Source organism: Sedimentibacter hydroxybenzoicus DSM 7310, from assembly GCF_013403245.1.
Taxonomy (GTDB): domain Bacteria; phylum Bacillota; class Clostridia; order Tissierellales; family Sedimentibacteraceae; genus Sedimentibacter; species Sedimentibacter hydroxybenzoicus.
In genome coordinates this window covers 1-18,462 of the sequence record NZ_JACBNQ010000030.1, presented here as the reverse complement: position 1 = coordinate 18,462, position 18,462 = coordinate 1, and the positions used below count along the sequence as shown (strand labels likewise).

Annotated in this window: 17 protein-coding genes and 1 tRNA gene; 4 read left to right on the top strand and 14 right to left on the bottom strand. The window is 33.7% G+C overall.

The annotated features are described in order from the left end of the window. Window positions 1-22: 22 nt before the first annotated feature. The 8 genes from HZF24_RS16970 to rsmI form a co-directional block, all read right to left on the bottom strand. Window positions 23-934 (bottom strand): LysR family transcriptional regulator, encoded by a 912-nt coding sequence (locus tag HZF24_RS16970; protein WP_179239562.1) that lies wholly within the window; start codon window positions 932-934, stop codon window positions 23-25. A 190-nt stretch (window positions 935-1,124) separates the two neighbouring features. Beyond that, window positions 1,125-1,502, bottom strand: coding sequence for a prenylated flavin chaperone LpdD (lpdD, locus tag HZF24_RS16965; RefSeq protein WP_179239561.1), 378 nt, complete (start codon window positions 1,500-1,502; stop codon window positions 1,125-1,127). Beyond that, on the bottom strand, window positions 1,495-2,064 hold the full coding sequence (gene shdB / locus HZF24_RS16960) for a 4-hydroxybenzoate decarboxylase subunit B (RefSeq protein WP_179239560.1): 570 nt from the start codon (window positions 2,062-2,064) through the stop codon (window positions 1,495-1,497). Before shdB ends, lpdD begins: the two co-directional genes overlap by 8 nt. 44 nt (window positions 2,065-2,108) lie before the next feature. After that, entirely contained in the window at window positions 2,109-2,315 is a 207-nt protein-coding gene (gene shdD, locus HZF24_RS16955) for a 4-hydroxybenzoate decarboxylase subunit D (RefSeq protein WP_179239559.1), read from the bottom strand. 14 nt (window positions 2,316-2,329) lie between these two features. After that, entirely contained in the window at window positions 2,330-3,772 is a 1,443-nt protein-coding gene (shdC, locus tag HZF24_RS16950) for a 4-hydroxybenzoate decarboxylase subunit C (protein WP_179239558.1), read from the bottom strand. A 115-nt stretch (window positions 3,773-3,887) separates the two neighbouring features. Further along, window positions 3,888-5,240 carry a Na+/H+ antiporter NhaC family protein gene (locus tag HZF24_RS16945; RefSeq protein ID WP_179239557.1) on the bottom strand — a complete coding sequence of 451 codons (1,353 nt, stop codon included), beginning with the start codon at window positions 5,238-5,240 and terminating at the stop codon, window positions 3,888-3,890. Between the two features lie 12 nt (window positions 5,241-5,252). Next, entirely contained in the window at window positions 5,253-5,927 is a 675-nt protein-coding gene (locus HZF24_RS16940; RefSeq protein WP_179239556.1) for a DUF554 domain-containing protein, read from the bottom strand. 8 nt (window positions 5,928-5,935) lie between these two features. Further along, entirely contained in the window at window positions 5,936-6,799 is an 864-nt protein-coding gene (gene rsmI / locus HZF24_RS16935; RefSeq protein WP_179239555.1) for a 16S rRNA (cytidine(1402)-2'-O)-methyltransferase, read from the bottom strand. 159 nt (window positions 6,800-6,958) lie between these two features. Between rsmI and HZF24_RS16930 the strand changes: the two genes are divergently transcribed. Next, window positions 6,959-8,329, top strand: coding sequence for an MATE family efflux transporter (locus HZF24_RS16930; RefSeq protein WP_322790756.1), 1,371 nt, complete (start codon window positions 6,959-6,961; stop codon window positions 8,327-8,329). Between the two features lie 36 nt (window positions 8,330-8,365). Here the strand turns inward: HZF24_RS16930 and HZF24_RS16925 are convergent, their stop codons facing one another. The 3 genes from HZF24_RS16925 to HZF24_RS16915 all read right to left on the bottom strand — a co-directional run bounded on the left by HZF24_RS16925 (window position 8,366) and on the right by HZF24_RS16915 (window position 11,694). Next, window positions 8,366-10,093, bottom strand: coding sequence for a serine hydrolase domain-containing protein (locus HZF24_RS16925; RefSeq protein WP_179239553.1), 1,728 nt, complete (start codon window positions 10,091-10,093; stop codon window positions 8,366-8,368). A 189-nt stretch (window positions 10,094-10,282) separates the two neighbouring features. Then, window positions 10,283-10,365, bottom strand: a tRNA-Leu gene (locus HZF24_RS16920). Between the two features lie 108 nt (window positions 10,366-10,473). Beyond that, a complete protein-coding gene (locus HZF24_RS16915) occupies window positions 10,474-11,694 on the bottom strand; it encodes a DNA recombination protein RmuC (protein WP_179239552.1) in 1,221 nt (406 codons plus the stop codon). A 171-nt stretch (window positions 11,695-11,865) separates the two neighbouring features. Here HZF24_RS16915 and HZF24_RS16910 point away from each other — a divergent pair, with 171 nt between their 5' ends. The 3 genes from HZF24_RS16910 to HZF24_RS16900 are packed head-to-tail and all read left to right on the top strand — an operon-like array spanning window position 11,866 to window position 14,352. Beyond that, window positions 11,866-12,345: a hypothetical protein gene (locus HZF24_RS16910; RefSeq protein ID WP_179239551.1), complete on the top strand. Its 480-nt coding sequence runs from the start codon at window positions 11,866-11,868 to the stop codon at window positions 12,343-12,345. A 1-nt stretch (window position 12,346) separates the two neighbouring features. Further along, complete coding sequence (locus HZF24_RS16905; RefSeq protein WP_179239550.1) at window positions 12,347-13,690, top strand: TrkH family potassium uptake protein; 1,344 nt, start codon at window positions 12,347-12,349, stop codon at window positions 13,688-13,690. Window positions 13,691-13,701: 11 nt separating this feature from the next. Beyond that, window positions 13,702-14,352: a potassium channel family protein gene (locus tag HZF24_RS16900; RefSeq protein WP_179239549.1), complete on the top strand. Its 651-nt coding sequence runs from the start codon at window positions 13,702-13,704 to the stop codon at window positions 14,350-14,352. A gap of 20 nt (window positions 14,353-14,372) precedes the next feature. Here HZF24_RS16900 and HZF24_RS16895 read toward each other — a convergent pair whose 3' ends face one another. From HZF24_RS16895 to mgtE, 3 genes are all read right to left on the bottom strand, one after another. After that, window positions 14,373-15,059, bottom strand: coding sequence for a response regulator (locus tag HZF24_RS16895; protein WP_179239548.1), 687 nt, complete (start codon window positions 15,057-15,059; stop codon window positions 14,373-14,375). Next, window positions 15,052-16,512: an ATP-binding protein gene (locus HZF24_RS16890; protein ID WP_179239547.1), complete on the bottom strand. Its 1,461-nt coding sequence runs from the start codon at window positions 16,510-16,512 to the stop codon at window positions 15,052-15,054. The genes HZF24_RS16895 and HZF24_RS16890 overlap by 8 nt, the downstream gene beginning before the upstream one ends. A gap of 112 nt (window positions 16,513-16,624) precedes the next feature. Beyond that, a complete protein-coding gene (gene mgtE / locus HZF24_RS16885) occupies window positions 16,625-17,959 on the bottom strand; it encodes a magnesium transporter (RefSeq protein ID WP_179239546.1) in 1,335 nt (444 codons plus the stop codon). Between the last annotated feature and the right edge of the window lie 503 nt (window positions 17,960-18,462).

The following is an 18,462-nucleotide window of genomic DNA, read 5'->3' as shown; positions in this document are numbered from 1 at the left end:
CCTTCGAATCAAGACGACTGATTTAATTTGAGCTTACATAATGATCCTTAATATTGGTTCTAACGTACTCTTTAATATAACTTTCAAAGAATTTAACAGTAGGCGTCTTGTTTATATGTTTTTTCGTTACAAAATAAACTTCCCATTTTGGTCCGTCACCTTCAAATGGTATTGCATTAATATCAGCAATCGGCATATCCTCTACGGCAAAGTCGACCGTAACTGCTATTCCGAAACCTTGCTGACACAATTTATGGGCCAGGCTAAGTTCAGTTGTTTCAAATACGATGGTGGGGCTAAAGCCTGCTTTTTTACAAGCATTTATAAAATTATGATGAATTTTAAATTCACTGTTTTCTATTATAATTTTTTCATCACGCAAATCATGTAAGCTGATTTTATTTTTATTAAACAGCCTGTGAGCTTTTGGAATCAATACCATGGGATTATAAGAAGCAATTAAAACACTGTCAAATTGCTCACTGTTAATCGGACCTTTAATCAATCCGCAATCTGCGTCTCCATTCCATATTGCATTTTCAGCTCTGAAATCCGAATATTCCCACCATTTTAAATTTATATTGGATGCTTTCTGTCTGAAGTCAAATAAAAATTTTGGTGAAAATGCTGCTATAATGCCGTAAGCTGAAGCTAAGTTTATTTGTCCGGTAATATTCTGAACATTATTAAAATAATTACTTATTTCGTCTAACTCCGATATTATGTGTTTCGCTCTTTCCATTAACAATTCTCCATATTCAGTCAGAGTTAAACCGTTGGCAGTCCTGTAAAAAAGAGGAATATTTAATTCTTGTTCCAGATTTATAATAATTTTACTTAAACCTTGAGGTGTAATATACAATGCCTTAGCTGCCTTTGTAATGCTGCCGTCACGACATACCTGCAAAAAACTATTTAAATCTTTCGTATCCATAACTAATTTCCTCTCATTTTCTTATTTTTTTCATCCTCACTTTATGTTAACTTATTTAATACTATATCATAATATAATTTTATGCAATATAAAAAGAGGTACGTCATACCCGCAATAGTTTGCAATATCACAAAACCGTTGATTTACCAACGGTTTTGTGCTTGATGACAAGTCATCACAAGGATAGGTTTTACTTAGCATTTTCAATAATGCGATCCAAAAGTATGTTTATGTTATTGATCATTTCATGGAATTCATCCTGTGCTATATTGTCTATATGAGCTCCCATACTGACTGTTACGGTACAATCAAGAGCCGTTGCCAGCATTTTTGCAGCCTTATATGTTAATTCGTCCTCCCTGTGCCCTTGAACACAAATTACACTTGTGGATGCGGTTCTTTTTTTCCCATCCTTGTATTCATGCCTTGGCACAGAAACAGCCACGGCTCCGATATGATATTTTTCTCCGCCGCCTATTGTAACGCTTAAATCATTTCCGCAATTTACAATGATTGCTTCAATAGTGCACTTCCCTTTTCCTTCGCTTAATTTAAAACTCCTAATCATCTTTTGTCCCTTCCCAAGCCTTGAATTTCTCATGTTCAAGGCCAAACTGCATGAGTATTTTACCGATTATGTGGTTAATCTGTTCTTCTATAGTTTGAGGATTGTTATAAAAGGTTAATAATGGTGGAATTATTACACATCCCAAATCAGAAGCTTCTTTCATATTTCTTATATGTAGTTTTCCAAAAGGCATTTCACGAGGGACTAATACAACTTTTCTGTTCTCCTTTAAGCAAACATCTGCCGCACGAATAAGCAGATTTTCCGCATATCCTGTTGCAATACCTGACAATGTCTTCATACTGCAGGGTATGACAATCATACCGTCTGTTTTAAATGAACCGCTTGAAATTGAAGCTGCAAGATTTGTGTTGCTATATACAAAATCAGCTAATTTTTCCACATCTTCGATTTTTAAATCTGTTTCAAGTCCGAATGTAAGCTTTGCACCTTCAGATATAACCAAGTGAGTTTCACATTCAGGAAAAAATCTTAATACCTTTAGCATATGATATCCTAAAACAACTCCGCTTGCTCCGGAAATTCCAATTACTAGCCTCATAACTTCTCCTTAACTACATGTTTTTTAATTATTTATTACTAATTCTATTTTTTCAAGGGTGGTATAGGCGGTATTACGCCCATATTTGCAATTTTATTATCATCTAATTTAAATTTCTCCATAACAACGGGATTCTCCGTTGAACGCCATGAATAACAGCATTTTTCACATACATAAACTTCCCAGGCATCTCCCACAGGAGAATCTACCATTTTTCTAACATTATCCGAGCCACATCTATGACATTTCATAATTTACCTCCAATTTATCTGTTTTGATTTTTTAATAATTCTTTCAGCTTTTCTTCCCATTCTTCTGTTCCATCCGGAGGATCCAGCAATTGTGTTTCGCGAGGATTAGGCTCCGGCGGAACAGGGGTTGTAGCATCTATTATCATCTTTGTATGCATGCCCGGAGGATTGGTTGACGGATCAAGAGGCATACCTGGACAGTTTTCAATTATGGAAACATCCTTGCCGGGATGAACCCTTGTTGTCAAAGCCCACATTACCTGTTCCAAGTTAAATGGATCAACGAATTCGTCAACAACTATAACTATCTTTGAATATGGCATGCCATGAGGTGTAGACAGCAATCTGAAGGCAACACCCTTTGCATATCCCCCATATCGAACCTTAGTTGATATTATAACACCGATTCCATGTGTGTACATAGCATTAACCGCAACAACTTCAGGCATTGTTTCCTTCAATTGCTTATATAGCGGCACACTTGTATTCAATGCCATTAAATAATCTATTTCCGTCCATGGAATTCCTAAATATAAATTTTCAAAAATCGGGTTTGTCCTATGAGTAATTCTATCTATTTTAACTTCACATTGCAAGCGTGCACCGGAATATGACCCCGGGAATTCACCGAAAGGTCCTTCAACCGTTCTGACTCTCGGAATAATATGACCTTCCAAAACAACCTCCGAACCTGCAGGAACATATAAATGATCATACAAATCTGACTTCACTATATCCATTGGCACTCCATCCTGCAATGCTCCGACAAATTCATATTCGTTTTGATTATAGCCAACCGGTGTACTTGCCATAAACGTTACCAATGGATTATTTCCGATAGTAATTGCAATAGGTAATGGTTTGTTTTCAGCTTCCGCTTTTTCTAATTGTACCGCAATATCATGCATGGCAAGAGCCTGAATACCTACTCTGTCTCTATCCTTTACCTGTATACGATATGTACCGACGTTCAATTTATTAAAATCATCAGGATATTCCGGATCTGCTGTCACTACGGAAGCCTTGGATATATAGAATCCGCCATCCTGTTCGTTTATTCTGTATAAGGGCAGAATTTCGAATAAATTAATATCTTTATCTATAACATTTTCTTTACATGGAGCTGCTTCTCTTTTTACCACATTGGGAGGTACAGGGAACTTGTCCCATCTTCTGTTTAGTTCATAAAATTGGTCTTTGGTTGAAGTATTCTTATCAAGACCTAGCATAAGAGCATGATTTTGCCAGGAACCATGAACATTCGTTACTACAGAATACTTGTATCCTTTTATTTTCTCAAAAAATACTGCCGGCTGATTTTTACCTAAATTTGCGGCAGCGCGACCGGCTGCGGCTATATCCGGCTCAGGATTAACTTCTTCCTTTACACGAATAAGCTGTCCTTCTTGCTCAAGTACTTCTAAAAATTCTCTTAAATCTTTGTATACTTTAGCCATAATATACCTCCATTTATAATTATCTTAAATTTAATTATATTTAAGTTTATAAAAAAAAGGTATCAACTATCTTTTTATAGTATCAACCTTATTTTTATACTATTAAATTTTAGAATTATTTCTTTCTATATAACATATATGACATAGTCACGCTCACCACCGGGCAAATAAAGCACAGTACCGCGAACGGTGCATATTGTGCCGCGGTTATACCCATAATGGGCTTGATTAAAAATGAATTTATGTTCCATGGCATCAATGGCGCCACAATTATTCCCGTATCTGAAATAGTTCGTGTCAAGACTGCAAGGTCAAGGTCCAATTCTTCATATTTATTTTTTAATATTTTAGTCGGAAGTATTATGCCGGCTGTTTGGTCACATGTCGCAACGGTTAACAAAGTACTCAACAGTCCTGTTCTTCTAACTAAAGTAACTTTAGTGTTAATACCATTAACAAGCTTCTCCATAATAGGCAGCAGTATGTTTCCTTTTTCAAACAATTGAACAAGTACTATTGCACCTATCACCATGAGTATAGCTTCAATCATGGATACCATTCCTCCGCTAACAAGAAGTTTGTTCAGCTCTGCCGAAGGAGTGTTCCCCTTGTAACCAAATAATATGGACATAATTATCGTCTTAATATTAGAACCTTGAAAAAGTATGCTTAATACAGAGCCGACACCTACTCCTATTGAAAAGGTTATTATTGAATTCAATCCCGCTATCGATAACCCTAATATTATAACAGGCAATATCAACAGATAAGGAGATGTATTAAAGCCTTCAGCTATTGCTTCTCTATACAATATAAGCTTATCATAATCACCTGTTGTATAACTTAATCCTATTATGTAATAGACTGCAGCAGCAATAATTATAGTGGGAATTAACGTAACTATCATTGTTTTGAATATATCCTTGTAGCTTTTACCGGTTGTAGTCATTAATAAATTAATTAGTCCTGACAATGGCGAAATTTTATCTGCTATGAATGCACCCGACACAAGCATACCTACCACTACGCTCTGTGGAATCCCAAGACCCATTCCGATACCGCTAAGGGAAATACCGACCGTGCTCATGGTTCCTATAGCAGTTCCCATAAACAGTGATACGGTAACCATTATTAAAAAAGCGGCAAACAAAAAATTAACACCTTCCATATATGAAAAACCATAATACATAATTGTGGGAACAACTCCTGAAGCCATCCAGATAGAGGTAGTTGCACCTATAAACAATATTACTATTATTAGATTCTTTATTTCATATACAGCCGTGAAAATAGTTTTAACTAAATCATTTAATCCATATCCATTCTTTACAAGAACAGCTACCGTTAATACAATCCCCGCAAGAAACCCGTAATACAAAGGTATGGACATAATTATTGAGCCTATTATGAAGCCAAGACATATTATCATTAAGGAAATATTATTAAGTGCTAATTTTTTAGTTTCCAAATTTCACCTCTGTTAAAAAATCAAGTAATACAATATTGGTAAAAATATAGCAGGCAGCATGTTGCCAACCTTAATACGCTTAATTTCAAGAAAATTGAGCCCAATTGCCATTATTAAAACACCGCCTATGGCCGTCATTTCCGTAACAACAACATCACTTAAAAGTGATTGCATAAACTGAGCCAAAAGTGTTATAGTCCCTTGATATACCAATACGCTTAATCCTGATAACACAACACCCATTCCCATAGAAACAGCCATTGTAATAGACATAATGCCGTCAAGAAGTGCTTTAGAGAATAATATTTCATGATTCCCCGTCAATCCGCTTTGTATAGCTCCTACGATTGACATAGAACCAACACAATAAATAAGTGTGCACGTAACAAAACCAAGAGTAACGTTACTGCCTTTATTCTTCATTTTACTTTCTACATACTCTCCAAACTTATCCAATTTTCCTTCAATATTAATAAATTCTCCTATACCGGAACCTATAATAACCGACATAATTAAAAGAGTCAAATTTTCTCCTACTAAGCTTAGCTTAACACCTACCGCTATAACAGCTAAGCCTGACGCTTTTAACAGAGCTTCGTTAAGCTTTTCGGGAATAACATTTTTAAAAAAGATACCTATCAGTCCACCGACTATTACTGCTGCTGCATTTACAATTGTCCCTAACATATGTCCTCTCAATAACTTTCAATAAATTTTTTTATTTCTAACGATGCTTTGTACGCATCATTTTTTGATGCTAATTTTTCTTCCACAACCTCATTAACAGCTTCCTTTAATGAGCAGCTCTTATTAATAAGCTTATCGAATATAGCACCATGTACACTCATCTTCGCGCATGCTTCTTCTTTTTCAACATAATCATTGTTATAACCCACAACGACATACTCGCCTTTTTCAACCTCATTATTATTTTTCAGAACTTCTAAAACCTCTTCTATATGACCGTAAAATGAGCTTTCATGAAGCTTCGTAAGTTCCTTTAAAACGCATATGGTTAGATTAGGCATCCGTTCTTTTAACATTTCAACTAATTTGATTATTCTTTTAGGCGACTCATATATCACAAATGTTTTTATGGGATTATTAAATATATTATTGATTTCAGCTTCTAATTCGCTTTTTTTCCGAGGCAGAAAACCATAGAAAGCAAATCTATAAGTATCTATCCCTGCAACAGACAGGGCCACCGTAAGAGCAGATGCCCCCGACAATCCTATTATTTCAATATCTTCCTCCCTTGCCCTTTTAACAAGCTCAAAGCCCGGGTCAGATATGCATGGTGTCCCTGCATCCGTTACTAAGGAAACCGTCTTGTCTTCCTTCAGAATTTCATTGATAATTTCTTCCGTTCTTTGCTTTTCATTGAATTTATGGTAGGATATTTGATTTGTCTTTATTTCAAAATAATTTAACAGCTTTTGTGTATGCCTTGTATCCTCAGCTAAAATAAGGTCACTTTCTCTTAATGTTTCCACGGCTCTTTCAGTCATGTCCTTAAGGTTGCCTATCGGCGTGGGCACTATGTACAATTTGCTCATAGCAACTCCTGTATCTTAATATTAAACGGTATTTTCAGTAAATTATAGCATATATCGCAGTAAATAAAAAGCAAAATTAATTTATTGTCAAATATGAAAATCGGGTATATACTTAATATTTGTTATTTTAATATTTATATCAGAAATAGAGGCAGTAAAGTGAACAAGGAAATAAATAACGACTTAGGAACCGCAGGTGTAGGTAAGCTGCTTTTCAGCTTGGCAATACCTGCAATAACGGCACAGTTAGTTAATATGCTATACAATATTATCGATAGAATTTATATAGGACATATGGAGGAAATTGGCCCCTCAGCACTTACCGGCGTTGGTATAACCATGCCCATTATAATGATTATTTCCGCATTCAGCAGCTTAATCTGCATGGGTGGATCACCAAGAGCCGCAATTAAAATGGGTGAAAATAATTATGATGAAGCAGAAAAGATACTAGGTAATTGTTTTTCTTCTCTATTAGCAATATCAATTACATTGACTGTCCTCTTCTTAATTTTCGGCGAAAATCTTTTGTGTTTCTTTGGTGCCAGCGAAAAAACAATAGAATACGGTCTAAAATATTTAAACATTTATGTTTGCGGTACAATATTTGTACAATTAACACTTGGATTAAACAGCTTTATTTCTACACAGGGATTCGCTAAATTCAGCATGATTACTGTCATTATCGGTGCAGCTGCTAATATAATTCTTGACCCGATATTTATGTTTGGGTTAAATATGGGGGTAAAAGGAGCTGCTGCTGCAACTGTTCTATCGCAAGCATTATCGACATTTTGGGTGTTAAAATTTTTGACCGGAAAAAAATCAAAACTAAAAATACGCATAAACTATTTGAAGTGTGATAAATCAATATTAATTCCTGTTTTATTACTTGGAATATCCCCATTTATTATGCAAAGTACAGAAAGCTTATTAAACATAGCCTTCAATACTTCATTGCAAAAGTACGGCGGAGATACTGCAGTCGGTTCAATGACAATTTTAACTAGCATTATGCAAGTAGTACATTTACCAATTGTAGGTCTTACTCAGGGAGCACAGCCAATAATCAGTTATAATTATGGAGCAAAGAATAATGACAGAGTTAAAAACACATTTAAATTACTATTTAAAAGTGCATTTATTTACTCAACATCTATTTGGATATTAATTATGGCTTTTCCCGGAGCTTTTATATCTCTCTTTACAAACGATCCGGCTCTTAAGGAATTTTCCATGTGGGCAGTACAAATATATTTAGCTGCGGCATTGGTTATTGCTGCACAAAACTCATGCCAACAAACTTTCGTTGCATTAGGACAGGCAAAAATATCTATGTTTTTAGCTTTATTAAGAAAGATTGTTTTACTGATTCCGTTAATTTTTATTTTGCCGTATTTCTTTGAAAACAAGGTTTTTGCAGTATTCTTAGCAGAGCCAATTTCAGATTTTATTGCTGCTTCTGTTACAACAATAACCTTTATGCTAAATATTAACAGGATTTTAGAAACTAATGAATCACTCAGATAAAAAAGTTCAATCTGCTTAAGACGCAGATTGAACTTTTTAAATTATGTTAAATGTAAATAACCATATTGTAAACATCAGATTAGCAAAATTCCACCCATAATCAATAATATCTGTTTTATCATTCTTTTTCTTAAGCAGAGTATTCATAATTCCTGCTGCACCTGATATTGCAATTAGCCATCCGCATACCATAATTAAAAACGAATACTTCAAAATTGAATAATTGATTATTCCCCTATACAAGAAAAAATATATGCCGGCTAAAGCTATAATCTGAATCAGAGGGACAAATATATAGACAGCTCTTTTTATTTTTATCCCTTTAATAAAACTTACTAACGACAAAGCAGCAAATATCAAAGGAATAAACAGTTGTATCGTTTTATTCTGCCAAAAATGAATGCGTGTATATGTTACGGCTGATTCTGTGGCAATGAATAATTTACCGTTTCTTTCAACAAATTGCAGCTTACCCATCGGTGAGGAATACATATCATCACCTATTAAATTCATCTTTTCACCGTTTAATAAAAATTCGCCTTTTGATCCACTGACTTTTATAATCTTGCCCGGAATTATATAGCTTAAGATTCTCTCTTGCGTCTTAAAGCTTGACCAATTGTTTACATAGATACCTTCTATGTTAATTTTATTTTTAAAACTATCAGTATTATTTTCCCGATATTCACCGTATAATAAATCCGTTGCCTTTTTCATAATAGCATTTATTTCATTTTCGGGTATATAGGTATTAAAGGACAAGAAAATACCTGTGTCAGCTTCAGGATATAATGCAATACGTGTATAAAAATGTTGTGTTTCTCCCTTTTTGTCATAATATATTTTATTATTTCTTTCTTTCCTGTTCCATACGTACCCTCCACCTTCCAAATCTTCAGACATGGAGAACTGTTCAACAAAAAGCTCCTTTTTATATTCTTTGGTTAACACTCTGTCATCTTCATTGTCTAAAAGCCACATCATATATTTCGCCATATCATTCGCAGTAGATACGGCAGAGCCCTCGGGATACAAGTTTATATACGGATCTATAGTCTCATTGCCATCAGGCAGATACGCTTTGGACACATAGGTAACATCATGCATATATTCATATGTGGTGTTGTTCATTTCTAACGGCAAAAAAATTCTTTCCATACAAAACTTCGAAAAATCAACTTCTGTAATTGATTCAATTACATATGCTGCAAGAGCTATACCGTAATTTGAATAAGAAGAAATTTCTCCCGGCGTATACACCTGTGCAGGCATGTATTTACGAACACTCTCGGATAATGGCTCCGTATCGCTTACGTTAATAACAGCTATACCTGTCAGCAGCTCTTCAAAGCCTGCCGTATGAGTAAGAAGCTGCTGCATGGTCACAGGAAAGTCAAGCTTTGGGAAATCCGGCTCCAGATATACAGATATGTCCGTATTCATGTCTAATTTCCCTTCCTGATTCAGTATTTGCGCAGCAACAGCCACAAAGGTTTTAGAGACAGAGCCGATACGAAATGCCGTATATTCACCGTCAGCAGCTATATTGTTATATTCATCCGCATATCCAAATCCTCTGTTAAGTATAATTTTATCATCTTCAATTATGGATAATACCGCACCTTTTGCTTTACCATCTTCAATTAATTCATTTACCATACCGCTGAGCTCATCATCCAATTCTTTTTCTGCTGAAAAAACAGGTATCGTTAAAATATTCAAAACAATTAATAACACTAATAAAATTTTCATGACTTTAAGCATTTATTTCCCTCCTAAAATTGATAAAGTTATTATATAATTCCAACCTAAAGCCACCATGTTACTTATCTTAAATTTACATTAAACGACCGAAGTTCATCATCAAGCTAAGGTATTCAAATTTTCCTCAGATGAAAAATTTACAACAAAAAACTCTTAAATCTGCTATTAGCATCTTTAAGAGTTTTTTTATGCCGTAGAAGGGACTTGAACCCCCACGGTGTTGCCACCAACGGATTTTGAGTCCGTCACGTCTGCCATTCCATCACTACGGCTTAACCACTTTAAAATATTAGCATATCTAATAATAAAAAGCAAGTGATTTTTTATATTTTCTTTACTAATGTAATTGGTAATATTTACTTTCTTATATGTTTTGAATTTTACGACAAAGCTGTTTCTATTTTATCCTCTTCTTCATAATCGCCCATATCAACCTTAGATATTTTATCAAACTTTTTCTCTATCTTGTTTGAGGTTATATGAATTTTATCAACATCATCAGAGACCTTTTTTATATCCTTTGCAAGGGAATTCCATCTGTCTTTATACAACTTGAATTCTCTTCCTAATTTGTTCAGCTCGTCATGAATTATGCTTGCATATTTTTCTCTTTCAATATTTCTTAAAACTATCTGCACTGTTGAGAGCACGGACAGCAGCGTTGTAGGTGATGATATCCACACTCTTTTTGCGCTTGCATAATCTATCAAATCCTGATGGTATGCATTTATTTCCGCAAAGATGGCTTCCGCAGGCAAAAACATAATTGCTTGCTCGGATGTCTCTCCATATATTATATACTTTGATGAAATATCATTTATATGTTTTTTAACATTAGCTTTGAAATCACGTTCATGCTGTTTTCTTTCCGGTTCGGTGATATTCTTATCTATCATTCGTTGATAGTTTTCGAGAGGAAACTTGGAATCGACGCAAATCATCCCCACAGGCTCCGGTATGTATAATACGGCATCCGCTACGGTATCATTAGGAAGCTTCTTTTGTATTTCATATATTTTGTCGTTATTCTCCCCAAATATTGATGTTAAAATATGATTCAGCTGAACTTCTCCAAATGTACCTCTGCTTTTTTTATCGGTCAGAATATCCTGTAATGAAACTATATCGGTTGACAAGCTTTCAATTTTCTTCTGTGCTTCGTCAATTTTCGAAAGACGCTCCAAAATATTTACAAATGTTTTATTCGTTTTTTCAAATCCTTCATTTAATCTTTCTTCTACACGCATATTAATTTTATCAAGATCTTTACTTATCCTGTCATTCAATGAAGTGAAGTTTTCATTTAATGATTTAGATGTTTCACTGCTGAAACCCATGAATGCTTCAGTCATTTTATTTGTATTCTTCTCCATTTTCTCAACTGTTTCAAGCTTGTTAGTAAGAATTTCTCTAAGCTGCTTTTGTTCGGAATCAGAAATCTTTTTAGATATCTGATCTGCTAAATATAAATTATTCTGACTCAGATTAATTTTTAATTCAGACAGAATACGATCTTCAAGTCCTCTATTTGATAATTTCAGTAAAATTACAATACATAAAACAACTAAAATTAAAAGCAAAGCTATTATTATAATCTCCATGTCCATCTCCCTCCAATTTAATACTATACCAAAATCGAACATTTGTCCACTTAATTTTAACCAAAAGTTATTATCCAATATTAATGAAATCTTAACGAATATAAATAAACCTTTACATCATTTTTATATGTACTATGCTACAATAAGCCTACTAAAAATCAGGAGGTTTAAATGAATTTTATTATTATTGCATCTATTATAGCTGTATTTTTCATCAATTTTTATTTTATTGATGAAATTTTTAAGATTGTTGAACTTCCTGCTGAAAACACAGTTGACATTTGTCAGACTAAATCATTTAACAACATGAGAACAGCTCTTATATGCGGAGATATTGACATTTGCCATGAATTATCAGAACTACTGGAGCACCATAATGTATCCTCAATAATATCGAATGACAAAGTACAGCTTTGTCATCCATATCCATATGATTATTTGATAGTTGTGCATAGTTCAGACTTAGACAACCTAACAATTTGCTCAATTGGAATGAAAATATTTGGAATAAATAATGTAATTTCTATTTGTAATCAACAATACAATAAAAGAATTTACGAAGAAAATAATATTCCTTATTTATTCAGAAACAATTTGACAGCCTCTGACATCGTATATAAATTGTTAAATATTTGCAATAATAGGAGTTAATATGCTAATAATAAAAAAAATTAAAATAAGTTATACGGAAATAATTGTATTTGGTACTTTGGTAATAATTTTGTCGGGAGCGCTGCTCTTAAGTTTGCCTATATCATCTAAATCCGGCATTGTCACCCCGTTTATTGATTCGTTATTTACATCGGCCTCTGCTTTCTGTGTTACAGGGCTTATAGCTTATGATACATTTACTCATTGGTCTTTGTTCGGTCAATTAATAATTCTTTTGCTGATTCAGATAGGAGGTCTTGGTTTTATGACAGTTATAACTTTATTTTCAATGTTTTTAAGGAGAAAAATCGGATTAAAGGAAAGACGACTGTTGATGGAATCGGCAAACACTTTAAAAATAGGCGGCATTGTAATGCTTGTAAAAAAAATTATCATAGGTACTTTTCTGTTTGAGAGCATGGGAGCATTAATACTTACTTTAAACTTCTATCCGGAAATGGGGTTTAAGGAGGGGTTATTTTATGGAATATTTCACTCTGTATCCGCATTTTGTAATGCCGGCTTTGATTTGATGGGTAAGTATGGGCAATTTTCCTCTTTAACAGCCTACTCAAATAACTTTGTTGTAAATGCAACCGTAATGACCCTTATAGTTTCAGGCGGAATTGGATTTGTTGTATGGGATGACATAATCAGCAGTCATGCTTGTTTCAGAAAACTTCAACTTCACACAAAAATAGTACTTGTAACAACCACTGCATTAATTTTAGCAAGCTCATTGTTATTTTTTGTAATTGAAGCCGATCATAGCATGGCAGATATGAGCATGGGGGAAAGAATGCTGGCATCCGTATTTCAGTCTGTAACTCCGCGAACTGCAGGCTTCAATACGATTAATATGAATGAAATGTCTGAAGGGGGAAACTTATTGACCATTATATTGATGATAATAGGCGGAAGCCCCGGTTCAACAGCCGGAGGTATAAAAACGACAACTTTTATTACACTTCTTGCAGGAGCCTGGGCATCAGCCGGTCAAAGTTCAGATATATCAATTTTCAAACGCAGACTTGAAACCGATACTTTAAAAAAAGCAAGCGCCATAACTGTAATTTATATGTCAATAGCACTTATCGCGATAATTTTAATTAGCACTATACAAGAATTTCCTTTGAAGGAAATAATGTTTGAGGTTTTTTCTGCACTTGGAACAGTTGGACTAAGTTTAGGTATAACGCCTTCGCTTAATGCTTTGTCAAAAATAATAATAGCTTTACTGATGTATGGTGGTAAGGTAGGAGTTCTGTCAATTGCAGCTGTAGTGGCTGAAAAAAAAGAACCTGCTCTGCTCAGCAGACCACATGAAAAAATAATAATAGGATAGGAGAATTTTAAATGAAATCTTTTTTAATTATTGGAATGGGGGCTTTCGGACGTCACTTAGCGCTTAAAATGTCTAATCTTAATAATGATGTTATGATAGTTGATAAGGATGCGGCCATTATTGATGAAATGTCTTCTATGATTACTGATGCTCAGATAGGGGACTGCACAAAGGAAGATGTGCTTAGAGCTTTAGGTATAAATAATTTTGATATATGCTTTGTAACTATAGGGGATACTTTTCAATCCTCCTTGGAAATCACCTCTCTATTAAAAGACTTAGGTGCAAAATATGTTATTTCCAAAGCAAGCAGAGACATACAGGCAAAATTTCTGTTAAAAAATGGTGCTGATGAGGTTGTTTATCCTGATAAAGATATGGCGGAGAAGTTAGCGGTGCGTTGCAGTTCAAATAATGTTCTTGACTTTTTTTCTATTAACAGTGAATATTCCTTATACGAAACACCTGTTAAGCATAATTGGGTAGGTTTTAGTATTGAGGAAGTGAATGTAAGAAAAAGGTTTCACATTAATATATTGCTTATAAAAAACGGTGACAGTATTATGACGCTGCCAAAAGCAGATTATATTTTTAAGGAGGATGACCACGTTATAGTAATAGGAAAACCAGAGGATGTTCTGAAAATTACCGAAAATGCATAAAAGATGCTTTGAGGCATCTTTTATATATCTGAAAATCGATAACCTACACCAATTTCTGTTAATATAAATCTTGGATTAGAGCTGTCCTTTTCAATTTTTCTTCTCAGGCTTGCCATAAAAACCCTTATGCTTTTAGCATCACCTGTCTCACCATATCCCCAGACTTCTTTGGAAATATGACTGTGGGTTATAACTTTGCCCCGGTTAGCAATTAGTAACAGAAGCAGTTTAAATTCAATTGGTGTCAGGTGTACTTCATTGTCATCAACGTACACTCTGTGTTTTTCTCTGTCTACGGTAAGATAATCGGATTTATAAACACTTTCGGGTGCATATCCGATTTCTCTTTCTATTAATCTCTCCATAACTCTGATCCGTGCAAGTAATTCTCCCATTGAAAATGGTTTTGTAACATAATCGTTTGCACCTGAATCTAAAGCCGCAATTTTATCATTGTCCTGTTCTCTGGCTGAAACAATTATTATTGGAATATCCGATACATTTCGTATCTGTTTAATTATATCAACTCCATCCATATCCGGGAGACCTAAATCCAATAGTATAATATCCGGATTTTCAGTACAAAAATATAATATGCCGTCATTACCGTTCCTTGCCGATATTATTGAATATCCTTTAGACTTTAATGCCATAGTCATAAAATTAGTAATCCTATTGTCATCTTCAATGATTAATATTTTACTCATTACAATCAACCTCCAGAGGAAGAACAACAGTAAATTTCGCTCCTCCTTTATCTGAGTTGGATGCTGTAATTGTGCCTTCATGAGCTTTCACAATTTCCTTACAGATTGTAAGACCGATACCAACTCCCATGCTCCCATCCACAATATCATTTTTATGATAGGATACAAATCCATCAAATATGTTGTCAAGAATTAACGGATAAATTCCCTTTCCATTGTCTGATACTTCAAAAATAACATATTTATCTTCAGCATATACCTTTAGAAAAATTTGTGCTTCTTCGCCCGCATGCTTACAGGCATTATCCAAAAGGTTAACTAAAACCTGAACAATCAATCTGCCATCTACGGGAACAAGTATTATTTCTTCAGGAACAGATACTTTAATTCTTCCGTCGGTATTAATATGCTGTACAAGTGTTAATGCCTGATTAATTATATCGTCAACTGCCTCGTAGCTTTTTGCAATTGTCAATCTGCCTTCACTGATACGCGTCATATCAAGGATATTTTGTACAGTTTTAATCAACCAAGTAGATTCATCATAAATATCTGATGTCAATTTTTTTATAGAATTTTCATCTAAATTTTCATAGCTGTCTAATATAAGCTCACTTGCACCCTTGATACTTGTGAGAGGCGTTCTTATGTCATGAGATATACTTCTGAGCAATGTGCTTTTTAATCTCTCCCTCTCAACATCCATCTTAATTTTTTGTCTCTCATCATACATAAATTCTCTGTCTAAAATAATAGCCATTTGATAAACTATTGTTTGAACAATCATATAATTCTCATTTGATAAAGGTGAAATAACATTAATTATTTGAACTGTACCCCTTTGTTTTCCGATACCTTTAATTGGAATTGAGATTGTATTTTCCTTATTATTTACTTCATTATCAGTAATACCCTCCGCTTTGTAAATTTTATCATCACTGTCCAAAAGTATATAACAATCATATCCTAAATAATCTTTTATATAGTTTATACCTTTTAAAATTGTATTTTCATTTCCGGTTACATTAATAAAATCCTTTGTTATTTCATACAGAATTTTAACTGTTCTTTCATTTCGTTTTGATATTTCAGTTTGAAGCTGCAATTTTGTGGTCATTGTACTTGAAATTAAAGAAGCAGTTAAGAAAAAAATAATTAAAATTATGTCTTGCGTATTACTGATTTCAAAACTATGTATCGGCTCAGTAAACAGAAAATTAAACATAAGGACATTTATTATTGCAGCGGCAGCACTGTATATATATCCTCTTGTTACGATTGTAACAGTCAGTACACCAACTATAAACACCATAAGTGTGTTTTCTTTACTGATTCCTGCTTCGTTCATGGCTATTGAAAGCAGTGTGGAAATAAGGCAAACAAAAATAACGCTAAAAAAATATCTTATGGAAATATAATTAATACATCCTTGTTTTTCTTTACTTAATTTCATAGTTGGTCTCCATCTTAATAATAAGTTTACTGCATTATATAAGAAATTTCTCTATAAATAAAGCAAATTCTACTTATTGGGCTTTTAAAGATTGTAAAATTTTCATTATGGTTTATATGCCTAAAAGCCATTTAGCCATGGAGAAGTATACTATTAATGTTACGGCATCAACGATAGTTGTTATTAACGGACCTGCCATAAGAGCGGGGTCAACTTTTATTTTTTTTGCTAAAATAGGAAGCATGCCTCCAACAATTTTTGCTAAAACCACAGTGAAAAGCAAAGTGACACATACTGTCACAGATACAAGCAAATCAACCTTTTCAAAATAGTAAATTCTGATAAAATTCAATGCTGACAGAACTATTCCCACCAGTAAGCTTACCTGAAATTCTTTCCATAACACCTTGAAAACATCCTTCAGATGTATTTCTTCCAAAGCCAACCCTCTGATTATAAGAGTTGATGATTGTGAACCGGCATTACCTCCAGTATCCATAAGCATCGGGATAAATGCTGTAAGTATTACCACAGACTGCAATACTGCATCAAAGTTACGTATTATTTTACCTGTAAATGTTGCCGAAATCATTAAAATTATCAACCATGTCAGTCTGTTTTTCGCTAAAATAAAAGCATTTGTTTTTAAGTATTCTTCTTCAGAAGGCTGCATTGCTGCCATTTTTTCAAAATCTTCCGTGTTCTCCTGATCAATGATATCAATAATATCATCTATTGTAACAATACCGACCAGCCTTCTTTCATTATCCACTACCGGCATCGAAAGCAAGTCATATTTTTTAAATAAGGCGGCAATTTTCTCTTGATCATCGTGAGTATTTACATATATTACATCTGTCTTCATGATGTCTTTAACTAAAACATTGTCTTCACTAAGTATCAATTTCCTTAGTGATACAACCCCTTCAAGCTTTCTGAATTCATCTATAACATAACAGGTATGAATAGTTTCTTTATCTACACCTGTATGCTTAATATGTTTAATCGCTTGTTCTATCGTCATTTCTTTTTTTAAGTCAGCATACTCTATAGTCATTATGCTGCCGGCAGAATATTCCGGATAATTCAGGAATTGATTAATGAGATTTCTTGTGCTTTCATCCGTGTTTTTAAGAACCTTTTTAACGATATTTGACGGCATTTCTTCTAAGAAGTCGATTGTATCATCAAAAAACAACTCGTCTAAAATGTTTTTTATTTCTTTGTCTGTAATTGATTCAATGATATATCTTTGAAGCTCATTTGAAATATATGAAAAAACTCCGGATGCAATTTCCTTAGGTAAAATTCTGAATATGACTAAAAGTTTCTGTTGCTCTAATTCTTCAAAAAGATGTGCAATATCCACAACATTCATTTTAATAATTTCGATTTTTGCATCTGCATATTTACCTTGTTCAAGAAGATTTAAAATAATTTCTTTCATTTCTGCCCTCCATTAATAGAACTATGTATAAATAGTTCTATATTATTATTAAATTTTTTTATGAAATTATTTGGTAATGGGAAAGGACATAGATGGTAATTGAAATTGTTGAAAAGAAAAATACGTATAAAATGATTTATTCTAAAGTAATCTTTGTATAAAAAGAATAAAGTTTGATACAGTATATGAGTCTTCTTTACAATTTAAATATTTTCCACTATAGTCCATACTACTATTACCCGACTCCATTCTTTTCACCTCCGAATAATTGATTAATCCTCTTATTATTCTATTTGTTTATCCCAGCAAAGTCAACCCTTACGATGCGAATTTTAAATTAAATATAAGTCAATCAAAGATTTATAGTGCTGCTATGACTAATAGCGAATCAAGACAATCATGAAAAAGACTGACGCAATGGTCAGTCTCAGGTTATTGACAAACCCGCTAAAAATTAGCGGGTTTTCATAATAATTAAGGAAAGACACATGAAAAATCAATCT

What these genes read in the sequence shown, in the direction of transcription:
- HZF24_RS16970 (WP_179239562.1), bottom strand. Translation starts at nt 934, where the DNA reads ATGGATACGAAAGATTTAAATAGTTTTTTGCAGGTATGTCGTGACGGC.
- lpdD (WP_179239561.1), bottom strand. Translation starts at nt 1,502, where the DNA reads ATGATTAGGAGTTTTAAATTAAGCGAAGGAAAAGGGAAGTGCACTATT.
- shdB (WP_179239560.1), bottom strand. Translation starts at nt 2,064, where the DNA reads ATGAGGCTAGTAATTGGAATTTCCGGAGCAAGCGGAGTTGTTTTAGGA.
- shdD (WP_179239559.1), bottom strand. Translation starts at nt 2,315, where the DNA reads ATGAAATGTCATAGATGTGGCTCGGATAATGTTAGAAAAATGGTAGAT.
- shdC (WP_179239558.1), bottom strand. Translation starts at nt 3,772, where the DNA reads ATGGCTAAAGTATACAAAGATTTAAGAGAATTTTTAGAAGTACTTGAG.
- HZF24_RS16940 (WP_179239556.1), bottom strand. Translation starts at nt 5,927, where the DNA reads ATGTTAGGGACAATTGTAAATGCAGCAGCAGTAATAGTCGGTGGACTG.
- rsmI (WP_179239555.1), bottom strand. Translation starts at nt 6,799, where the DNA reads ATGAGCAAATTGTACATAGTGCCCACGCCGATAGGCAACCTTAAGGAC.
- HZF24_RS16925 (WP_179239553.1), bottom strand. Translation starts at nt 10,093, where the DNA reads ATGCTTAAAGTCATGAAAATTTTATTAGTGTTATTAATTGTTTTGAAT.
- HZF24_RS16915 (WP_179239552.1), bottom strand. Translation starts at nt 11,694, where the DNA reads ATGGAGATTATAATAATAGCTTTGCTTTTAATTTTAGTTGTTTTATGT.
- HZF24_RS16910 (WP_179239551.1), top strand. Translation starts at nt 11,866, where the DNA reads ATGAATTTTATTATTATTGCATCTATTATAGCTGTATTTTTCATCAAT.
- HZF24_RS16905 (WP_179239550.1), top strand. Translation starts at nt 12,347, where the DNA reads ATGCTAATAATAAAAAAAATTAAAATAAGTTATACGGAAATAATTGTA.
- HZF24_RS16900 (WP_179239549.1), top strand. Translation starts at nt 13,702, where the DNA reads ATGAAATCTTTTTTAATTATTGGAATGGGGGCTTTCGGACGTCACTTA.
- HZF24_RS16895 (WP_179239548.1), bottom strand. Translation starts at nt 15,059, where the DNA reads ATGAGTAAAATATTAATCATTGAAGATGACAATAGGATTACTAATTTT.
- HZF24_RS16890 (WP_179239547.1), bottom strand. Translation starts at nt 16,512, where the DNA reads ATGAAATTAAGTAAAGAAAAACAAGGATGTATTAATTATATTTCCATA.
- mgtE (WP_179239546.1), bottom strand. Translation starts at nt 17,959, where the DNA reads ATGAAAGAAATTATTTTAAATCTTCTTGAACAAGGTAAATATGCAGAT.